The following is a 9,152-nucleotide window of genomic DNA, read 5'->3' on the forward strand; positions in this document are numbered from 1 at the left end:
GGTGGGGGCGGCGAGGTTCGGCATAAGTCTCCAACCGGCGAGTGAAACGATTCATGCCACTGTGGTCGCCGACGGCCGGTCGGGGCTAGCCCGGAGTGCACTCGTGGTAGCACAAAACGCACCTCGGCCCGTATCGTGAGGCATGGCCGACGAGCCTGTCAGAACGTCCGGCACGGTGCTGCACTTCGTCGACGGGACGGTGGTGCACGCGGGTCCGCACGTGCATGAGGGCACGCATCCCCTGCACACGCACAGTTTCTTCGAACTGGCGCTGGTGGTCGGGGGAGAAGGCGTTCATCACAGCCTCGCGGGTCGGCGGCAACTCGCGGTCGGCGACCTGATCCTGCTCCGGCCGGGGGTCTGGCACGAGTACGAGGAGTGCCGCGCGCTCGAGATCTACAACTGCTGTTTCTCGGCCGATCTGGTCCGGCATGAGCTGGCGTGGACGCGCGAGGATCCCTTGCTCGGTTACCTCTTGTGGACCGGGCCGTTCTCCGCGCAGCGGCGCGGCATGCTCACCACGCACCTCGATCCGGCCGCCTTCACCGAAGGGGTCGAGCATCTCGACGGTCTCCGGCAGTTGCGTGACCAGCCGCTCAGCCGGCATCGCGGCGACATCATCGGCCGGTTGTCGCTGTACCTGAGTTGCGTCGCACGGACGGTGGGCGAGCGCGACGATCTCCGCGGCCGGACGCATTCCGCCGTCCTGGACGCGATGTGGATGATGGAGGCCGATCCCGCCCGGCCGTGGACGCTCACCGACTTGGGCGACGCGCTGCACCTGGCGCCCGGGTATCTGGTGCGACTGTTCAAGTCGGCCACGGGGCTGCCACCGATGGCATACCTGTCACGGCACCGGGTCGAGCTCGCCGCCGATCGGCTACTGCACACGGACCTGCCGATCAGCCGGATCGGGGAGTCCGTGGGATGGCCGGACCAGAACTACTTCGCCCGGCGCTTCAAGTCCCACTACGGCCTGAGCGCCTCCAGCTACCGGCAACGTTTCAACGCAGCCAGACTCTGATCACCGGCTGATCAGCAGGGTCAGGCCGTCGAGGATCCGGTCGAGGCCGAAGGTCAGGCCCTGGTTCTGGTTGCCCTCGACCGACTGCATGGCCGCGGCCAGCGCCGGGAAGCGATCCGCGTGGGTCGTGAGCACCTCGGTGAGGGCTGAGGTGAGGTGTTCCTCGGTGACGCCGGTGGTTCCGCCAGGCATGGTGAAGGTCTGTTGGGCGATGGTGCGCACGTGGCCGGTGATCACGAGGACCGAGTCGAGCTGTTGGCCGCCGTTGAGGTCCGTCCCCGACAGTGCCTGGACGCCGCGGTCCATCCAGGTCAGCTCGTTCGGCCCGAGGGCGCGCCGCCCCACAGTCGAGAGCAGTAGCCAGGGGTGCCGTTCGAAACCGGCGTAGAGGTCGAGGGCCCACGCGGTCAGGGATTCGCGCCAGCCCAGACCCGGGTGCTCCGGCGGTGTGCCCATAGCGAGATCCGTCATCACCGCGACGAGTTCCGCCTTGCCCGGCACATACCGGTAGAGCGACATCTTCGGGAAGGAGAGTTCGCCGGCCACCCGCTGCATCGACACCGCGTCGAGCCCTTCGGCGTCCGCGATCGCGATGCCGGCCAGCGCGATGCCTTCGAGCGTCATCGCGGGCTTCGGTCCGCGACTCGGCGGCGGCTTGCGATCCCAGAGCAGATCCGCCACGTGTCACCTCCAGGAGTTGTGCCCAATCTCGAACTGTGTCTACCATACACACTAATGTGTCCACCGGACACAGTTTTGATCCGAGGAGACACCATGCAGAAGATCCTGATCTCCGGTGCGAGCGTCGCCGGCCCGGCGGCGGCGTACTGGCTGGGACGTTTCGGGTACGACGTGACCGCGGTCGAGCTGGCCCCGGCGCTCCGCGAAGGTGGTTACGCGGTCGACTTCCGTGGCCCGGCGAACGAGCGGGTGCTCGAGAAGATGGGCGTGCTGGACGACCTCCGGGACAGGCAGACCGGTGGCAGCGCGATGCGGTTCGTGGATGAGGGCGGCAGGCAACTACTGCGGCTGCCGCCCGAGTTCGCCGGGGGAGACCTCGAGGTGCTGCGATCCGACCTCTCGCAGGTGTTGTACGACCACAGCAGCTCGACGGCGGAGTACGTCTTCGGTGACTCGATCGCCACGCTCGACCAGCACTCGGGCGGCGTGGATGTCACCTTTGAGAGCGGTACGGCGAAGACGTTCGACCTGGTGATCGGCGCCGACGGCCTGCATTCCGTCGTACGGCGGCTCGCCTTTGGTCCGGAGCAGGATTACGTGAAGCACCTCGGCTACTACATCGCCGGCTGGGACTTGCCGAACCACTACGGCGCCGAGCGGGATGGCCTGATGTACAACGTGCCCGGGCGACTCGCGAGTGTCGGCGTCGACCACCGCGATGAGACCAAGGCGGGAGCCATGGTCATCTTCAAGTCGCCGAAGCTCGACTACGACCGGCGCGATCCCGAGCAGCACAAGCAGCTCATCCGCGACCGCTACAACGACCTCGGCTGGCACGTCCCACAACTGCTGGACGGTCTGGCCGGGGCGACCGATCTGTACTTCGACTCGATCAGCCGGGTCGACGTGGATCTCTGGTCGAACGGCCGGGTCGTGCTCCTCGGTGACGCGGGCTACGGTGCGACCGTCGGCGGCATGGGCACCGGTACTGCGATCGTCGGCGCCTACGTACTGGCCGGCGAGCTCGCGACCTCGACTGACCATGCAGCAGCCTTCAGGAGCTACGAGAGCCAGCTTCGCAAACCCGTGCGCGGGACCCAGTCGGGCGGCAACCGTACGGGCAAGTTCCTAGCGCCCGCGACGAAGTTCGGCATCGCCGCACGCAACCGGATGATGAATACGCCCTTCCTGCTCAACGCAATGCTCAAGGCGGGCGAGAAGCTCAGCAACCAGGTCGCTATCCGCGACTACGACCCTCAATCGAGCAGGGGGAGCTTGACCAGGAAGGACTCCCAGGAGTTCGGGAGCCAGCCGGGGACGCCGAGCACGGCCAAGTAGAGCCAGATCGCGACTACTACGCAGAGGAAGAGTGCGAGGGTGCCGAGCGCCTTGAGCCAGGCCGGTTGCTTGCCGGTCCAGGTGGTGAAGGCGTGTACCCAGTCCTTGACCCGGTACAGCAACCGCTGCGCCCACTCGAACTCGCTCGACAGCACAGCGAGACCGGCGATGAACAGCGGGATACCGCCAGGTCCGGGCAGCCAGCCCGTGAGTGGCGCCGCGATGAGCAGCAGGCCGCCGAGGATCCCCACGCCGATCCGGTAGAACAGGAGCTTGCGCGGGTTGGCACGGATCTTGCGCCGCCACTCCCAGCGATCGTCCTGGGCGTCCAGCGTGATGTTGTCGTCCGTGCGGTCGGGACTTGTCTTCTCGGCCACAGTGACAGCGTACGTCGTACGGGGGGCTCGCGGCCTGATCACGCGCTGGCGGGACGGCCGAACTCCCAGTGCCACGGCTCCTCGCGGGTGCCGCCCTGGTTGGCCCACGACGGGTGGACCCAGCCGAAGGCGCCCGCGTTGGCCACCATCCACTGGTACTGCGCGGTGCCGAAGTGGTCGACGCCGCCACAGAGGTCGACCGCGACGCCCCAGCCGTGGTTCGAAGTACCGGGCAGGGCGGCCAGTGATGGCTTGCGGCCGTACAGGGAGACCTGTGAGGAGTAGGAGCGGTACGAGTCGGTGATGCACAGCGCCTTGCCGAAACGGTTCTGGTAGGCGCTCGCCAGTTGCTTGTAGGCGGCGGCCGCGTCGCAGCGCAGTGAGTGGCCGTTGCCGAGGCCGCAGAGCTGGGAGGCCGGGATCATGCCGTTGCTGTAGCCGCCCCAGCCCAGGCTCGCGCTGCCGGTGGCCAGGAAGGGCATCGGGTTGACCGCGTCGCCGCCGAGCCGGACCTCGAAGTGCAGGTGCGGACCGGTGGAGTTGCCTTCGGTGCCGACGGCTCCGATCTGCTGACCAGCGGAGACCCTCGTGCCGTCCGCGACTGTGACAGAGCTCAGGTGCGCGTAGAGCGTCTCCAGGCCGTTGCCGTGATCGATCCGGACCAGGTTGCCGGCCCAGGCCGGGTGCTCAACCTTCACGGTGCCGGCGGTGACCGCGCGGACCGGAGTACCGATCGGCGCTACGAAGTCCTGGCCGGTGTGGAAGCCGCTGGACCACAGCGGGCCGGCCTGGCCGAACGCAGTACCGATCTCGTAGGTGCCCTCGGCAAGCGGCCAGGTCCAGGCGCCGTTGCCGACGTCGTACGACGTGGCTGTGTTCCCGCAGCGGAAGGCATAGGCCCCGGAGGTGGCGACCGGTGCCGCCTGGACCGTGGCCGGCTTGCCGAGCGTCGGGCGCAGAGCGGCGTACAGGCTGTCCGGGATGGAAGTGACGACTACCGATCCCTTGGCCTCGTCGGCGGCGATCATCTCGCCGCCGTCGAGGGCTACGCCGATGTGGAAGAGGCCGACCGACTTGCTGCCCATCACCAGCAGATCACCTGGCTGGACGGTGGCCGCTGGCACCTTCTGGTAGTTCGGGTAGACCTTGCCAACGAGGTTCGGCAGCGTCGTGTACGGCTGCCAGGCAGTCCGGGCCGCACCGAGGCAGCCGTACTTGTCCGGGCCGGTTGCGCCGACGCCGTACGGCTTGCCGAGCAGGGTGAACGCCTGGTTGACCGCACGGATGGTCTCGGCGGGCAGGACTCGCACGGTCCGTCCGCCGGTGACCACTGAGGCGGCGCCTGTCACCGACTGGCCTGCGGTCGTGAAGGGTTTGAGGCCGGCCGGCAGCTTGGCAGGGTTGCGGATCGTGCTGGCCGCGGGTGGCTTCACGCCTGTTGCCGTCAGTTCGGCGAGGTAGGTCTGCCAGCGGGACACGGCCTGCTGGTTGCGGGTCGTCTGCAGTTGCTTCGACAGCTGGGTTGCGCCGGCCAGGTCGGCCAGTTGACCGTTCATGGTCATCGAGGCGTTCGCTGCCTTGGTCTGGACTTCCTGGCTGAGGGTCTTGGTGGTGGCGGCGGCCTTGTCGGCGGCTGCACGCTTCGTCGCCGCGTCAGATGCCGCCGTGCCTGCCGCGTTCTCGGCGGCCATTGCGGTCTGGTACTGCGCGACCTGGGTGTTGCCGAGTTGCCTGATAGCGGTCTGCCGGTCGGCGATCTCCTGCAGGTTCTCCGCGATGGGGGCGAGCGACCACAGCATCGACTCTGCGCCCAGCACGGTCGGGATGCCCATTTGGTAGGCCTGAGCGGTCAACAGCCCGAGCCGGCGGCGTTCGGCGTCCGATCTGCCCTTGGAACTGGCCGCGTACTGCTCTGCCTTCTTGGCGGCGGCTTCGGCGGTCTGGGCCTGCTTCAGCGCGTTCGTGTAGGCGATCGTGGTCTTGGTGAGGTCGGCCTGGATCGCGGCGGCCTCGGCCTGGAGCTGTTCGAGGGACCGGTTCACGTCGGTGACGGAGGCGGGCGGGGGGGTCGGATCGGCGTACGCGGGCAGCGCGAAGACCGCCAGCAGCGCGCCGAGTGCGGCGAACCGCATCCCACGCTTCTTCCCCAGGTCCATCTGACCCCCATCGACATAGCCTCACGCGCACAGGGGAGGACGGCCCCCGTGCCTGCCCCAGCGTAGGCGCCGCGAAGGCCAGGCGGAACCCCGCGGTGACTCCCGGTGGCGCGTCACGCCGGGGCGACCGACTAAAGTTCATCGCATGGCCTCGCACTTTGACGTTGTTGTCCTCGGCGCAGGCCCGGGTGGGTACGTCGCGGCGATCCGCGCCGCCCAGCTCGGGCTCAAGACCGCCATCATCGAGAAGAAGTACTGGGGTGGCGTCTGCCTGAACGTGGGCTGTATTCCCTCCAAAGCCTTGTTGCGGAACGCCGAGCTGGCGCACATCTTCCGCGCGGATGCCAAGACCTTCGGCATCAGCGGCGAGGTCAGCTTCGACTTCCCGACCGCGGTACGGCGCAGCCGGACGGTGGCCGACGGCCGGGTCAAGGGCGTGCACTTCCTGATGAAGAAGAACAAGATCACGGAGGTCGACGGCTGGGGGACCTTCGTCGACGCGAACACCCTCGACGTCAGCCTGAACGACGGCAACTCCGAGACCGTCACCTTCGACAACTGCATCGTCGCCACCGGCGCCACCACCAAGCTGCTGCCGGGCACCCAGCTGAGCGAGCGGGTCGTCACCTACGAGGAGCAGATCCTCACCGAGGAACTGCCGGGCAGCATCATCATCGCGGGCGCCGGCGCGATCGGTGTCGAGTTCGCCTACGTGCTGACGAACTACGGCGTGAAGGTGACGATCGTCGAGTTCCTGGACCGGATGGTCCCGCTCGAGGACGTCGAGGTGTCCAAGGAACTGGCCAAGGCGTACAAGAAGCTCGGCGTCGACGTGCTGACCGGGACCAGGGTCGACTCGATCGACGACTCCGGCGACAAGGTGAAGGTGACCGTCACCGGCAAGGACGGCAACCAGCAGACGCTGGAGGCCGACAAGGTGCTGCAGGCGATCGGCTTCCAGCCGCGCGTCGACGGCTACGGCCTGGACAAGATCGGCGTCAAGCTCACCGAGCGCGGCGCGATCGACGTGGACGGTTTCCTGCGCACCAACGTGGCGAACATCTTCGCCATCGGTGACGTGAACGCGAAGCTGATGCTCGCGCACGCGGCCGAGGCACAGGGTGTGATCGCCGCCGAGACGATCGCCGGGGCCGAGACGATGGAACTCGACTACGTGATGATCCCGCGGGCGACCTTCTGCCAGCCGCAGATCGCCAGCTTCGGCTGGACCGAGGAGCAGGCCCGACTGGAGGGCTTCGAGGTCAAGGTCGCCAAGTTCCCCTTCACCGCGAACGGCAAGGCGCACGGCCTCGGCGACCCGACCGGCTTCGTCAAGGTGATCAGCGACGCCAAGTACGGCGAACTGCTCGGCGCGCACCTGATCGGCCCCGAGGTCACCGAGCTCCTGCCCGAGCTGACCCTGGCGCAGAAGTGGGACCTCACCACCAAGGAACTGGCGCGCAACGTGCACGCCCACCCGACCCTCAGCGAAGCCCTCCAAGAAGCCTTCCACGGCCTCGAAGGGCACATGATCAACTTCTGACGCGTGTCCTCAGCGTTCGTCGCCGAGGACAGGTTTGACGTCGACGAGCGGAGTGCCGTCGAGCGCCTCCAGGTTGCTGACCTGGAGGCGCAGGTCGTTGATGGCGAGAATTGTGACGCGGTGGAGCGCCAGGGGGTTGGGGCGGTCGGGGGAGCGGGTGCTGAAGACACCGGTCATCGGCCTGGCCAGATCATTGCGCGGATGAACCGCGAGGACGTCACGGTCGGCGCGGTCGAACCAGGTGATCAGGATGACGTCGTCGCCGACCGTCAGGTCCTTCAGTGCTTCCCGCACATTCTCCGTGAACACCAGCCAGGCATCCGGAGCCCCTTCATCGCCCTGCCGTGGAGCGTCCTCCCGGGTTGTCAGGGTTGACTCCACCCGCCCGATCGGCCGAATCACCAGGTCCTTGCTCACGTGCACCACCAGTTCCTCTCGTTCGCTGCACTAGACCTCATGTTGAGGTTGACGTCAGCGAGCGGTAGATCGTGACGAGGGGTTGGTCCGGCGTGTGGAGGTGGAGGGCGAGGCCGGGTGGGGCGGTGACGTCGGTGAGGGCTTCGGCGGCGCCCGGCTCGAAGGGGAGCAGGGCGGTGGATCTGATGCCGGGAGCAACGAGCAGGGGGTGACCGGCGAAGGTGGTGGCGACGCCGTTGTGGACGTGGCCGGTGAGCAGAGCGGTGATCGGCCGGCCGCGCAGAACGTCGGCGAACGGACCCGGGTCCTGCAGGGTCCACTGGTCGAGCACCGGGTGCTGGAGCTTGTTCGGCGGGTGATGGAAGGCGACGAACAACGGGCCGTCCACAGGCTCAGCCAGGACGCCGGCCAGCCAGGCGAGTGATTCCGCACTCAGCAGCCCCGGGTCCTCACCCGGGATCGACGTGTCGAGCAACACGAACCGCGCCCCAGCGACGTCTCGCACCTGATGCACCGGATGACCCTCGCCCGGCGACTCGACGTACGAGGTGAGGGTGGCGCGCAAGGGTGCGCTGACATCGTGGTTGCCGGGCAGCATCAGCACCGGGATGTCGAAGGTCAGTTCCGCGGCGAGCTCGGCGTACTCGGACTCGAGGCCGTGGTCGGCGAGGTCTCCCGTGACGAGGATGACGTCCACCGGTCGGGACAAGGCCCGCAGGTATGTCGTGACGCGGCGGAGGCGGTCCCGTGCCTCAACCGTTCCGTCGAGATGGGGGTCACTGAGATGAGCGATCACGAACATGAGGAGCCTCCCGGTATCGAGCTACCGGCAGGCTAGCCGCAGAAGGTGCCGGGGAGTTCTGAGCAGGGGACCAGGCCGTCGCGGGCGAGGACCGGGCGGGCCTGGGCCGAGCTGAGGTAGTCCAGGAAGGCTTCCTGGAGTGAGCCCACCTTCGGCTCCTTGTAGGTGTAGGCGTGCTCGACCTCCCAGAACCGGTACGTGTGGTCGGCGACCTTCGAGGCGTCGGCCACCACGCCGTCGATCGCGATCGGCGTGATCGCCGGGTGCTTGCGGGAACCACCGACCTCGGCGTACCCGATCGCGCCATCGAGGTCGTTCACCCGGGAGAGCAGTTCCTCGGTGGTGCCGACCTCGCAGCGGTGGTACCGGGCGGAGGGATCGTCGAGGGTCCGGCAGTCGTCCGAGGAGATGCCGAGCTCCTGGTCACCGGCCAGCACCTTCTCCCGGAAGGTCCGGCGGGACCCCGAGTCCGGGCCGACACGGCTCACCATCCGGATCGGCAGATCGCGGCCGCCGAGCTGTTTCCAGTTCGTCAGCCGGCCCGCGTAGATGTCGCGCAGTTGAGTGGTGGTCAGGGCGGTCACGTCGGTCGCACGATTCACGATCACGGCGAAAACCACGACGGCGACCGCCCGGCCCTGCAGATTCGGCGCGGCCTCGGCCGCCCCGTCGGACATCGCGATCAGGTGCTCGGCCTCGGCCGGGTTCTTCGTACCGAGGTCGTTCAGCGCCCGGGTGCCACTGCGACTGCCGTTCGCGGCGATGCTGATATCGGCCTGCGTGCACTCGGCCGCGTACGCGCTGCGGAGCTCCT

The 9,152-nt window shown here is 67.8% G+C and carries 9 protein-coding genes; 3 read left to right on the plus strand and 6 right to left on the minus strand.

Features of this window, described 5'->3' with window-relative positions; genetic code table 11:
- Positions 1-142: 142 nt before the first annotated feature.
- Complete coding sequence (locus VFG33_RS33230; RefSeq protein ID WP_325056964.1) at positions 143-1,024, plus strand: AraC family transcriptional regulator; 882 nt, start codon at positions 143-145, stop codon at positions 1,022-1,024.
- On the opposite strand, the gene VFG33_RS33235 is transcribed toward VFG33_RS33230, so the two are convergent.
- Positions 1,025-1,705 carry a TetR/AcrR family transcriptional regulator gene (locus VFG33_RS33235; protein ID WP_325056965.1) on the minus strand — a complete coding sequence of 227 codons (681 nt, stop codon included), beginning with the start codon at positions 1,703-1,705 and terminating at the stop codon, positions 1,025-1,027.
- Positions 1,706-1,798: 93 nt separating this feature from the next.
- On the opposite strand from VFG33_RS33235, the gene VFG33_RS33240 reads away from it, so the two are divergent.
- A complete protein-coding gene (locus VFG33_RS33240) occupies positions 1,799-3,043 on the plus strand; it encodes an FAD-dependent monooxygenase (protein ID WP_325056966.1) in 1,245 nt (414 codons plus the stop codon).
- Here VFG33_RS33240 and VFG33_RS33245 read toward each other — a convergent pair.
- The gene (locus VFG33_RS33245) at positions 2,962-3,420 is read right to left on the minus strand and encodes a PGPGW domain-containing protein (RefSeq protein WP_325056968.1); all 459 of its coding nucleotides are present in this window, start codon (positions 3,418-3,420) and stop codon (positions 2,962-2,964) included. The two genes, VFG33_RS33240 and VFG33_RS33245, sit on opposite strands and share 82 nt — an antisense overlap.
- Positions 3,421-3,458: 38 nt before the next feature.
- Positions 3,459-5,576 (minus strand): peptidoglycan DD-metalloendopeptidase family protein, encoded by a 2,118-nt coding sequence (locus VFG33_RS33250; RefSeq protein ID WP_325056969.1) that lies wholly within the window; start codon positions 5,574-5,576, stop codon positions 3,459-3,461.
- Between the two features lie 145 nt (positions 5,577-5,721).
- On the opposite strand from VFG33_RS33250, the gene lpdA reads away from it, so the two are divergent.
- On the plus strand, positions 5,722-7,119 hold the full coding sequence (gene lpdA / locus VFG33_RS33255) for a dihydrolipoyl dehydrogenase (protein WP_325056970.1): 1,398 nt from the start codon (positions 5,722-5,724) through the stop codon (positions 7,117-7,119).
- A gap of 9 nt (positions 7,120-7,128) precedes the next feature.
- On the opposite strand, the gene tsaA is transcribed toward lpdA, so the two are convergent.
- The 3 genes from tsaA to VFG33_RS33270 all read right to left on the minus strand — a co-directional run.
- Complete coding sequence (tsaA, locus tag VFG33_RS33260; protein WP_325056971.1) at positions 7,129-7,542, minus strand: tRNA (N6-threonylcarbamoyladenosine(37)-N6)-methyltransferase TrmO; 414 nt, start codon at positions 7,540-7,542, stop codon at positions 7,129-7,131.
- Between the two features lie 31 nt (positions 7,543-7,573).
- Positions 7,574-8,338 carry a metallophosphoesterase gene (locus VFG33_RS33265; RefSeq protein WP_325056972.1) on the minus strand — a complete coding sequence of 255 codons (765 nt, stop codon included), beginning with the start codon at positions 8,336-8,338 and terminating at the stop codon, positions 7,574-7,576.
- 32 nt (positions 8,339-8,370) lie between these two features.
- Positions 8,371-9,152, minus strand: a 782-nt coding sequence (locus VFG33_RS33270) for a substrate-binding domain-containing protein (RefSeq protein ID WP_325056973.1), incomplete at its 5' end; no start/stop codon positions are given.

Source organism: Kribbella sp., from assembly GCF_035687465.1.
Taxonomy (GTDB): domain Bacteria; phylum Actinomycetota; class Actinomycetes; order Propionibacteriales; family Kribbellaceae; genus Kribbella.

What these genes read in the sequence shown, in the direction of transcription:
- VFG33_RS33230 (WP_325056964.1), top strand. Translation starts at nt 143, where the DNA reads ATGGCCGACGAGCCTGTCAGAACGTCCGGCACGGTGCTGCACTTCGTC.
- VFG33_RS33240 (WP_325056966.1), top strand. Translation starts at nt 1,799, where the DNA reads ATGCAGAAGATCCTGATCTCCGGTGCGAGCGTCGCCGGCCCGGCGGCG.
- VFG33_RS33250 (WP_325056969.1), bottom strand. Translation starts at nt 5,576, where the DNA reads ATGGACCTGGGGAAGAAGCGTGGGATGCGGTTCGCCGCACTCGGCGCG.
- lpdA (WP_325056970.1), top strand. Translation starts at nt 5,722, where the DNA reads ATGGCCTCGCACTTTGACGTTGTTGTCCTCGGCGCAGGCCCGGGTGGG.
- VFG33_RS33265 (WP_325056972.1), bottom strand. Translation starts at nt 8,338, where the DNA reads ATGTTCGTGATCGCTCATCTCAGTGACCCCCATCTCGACGGAACGGTT.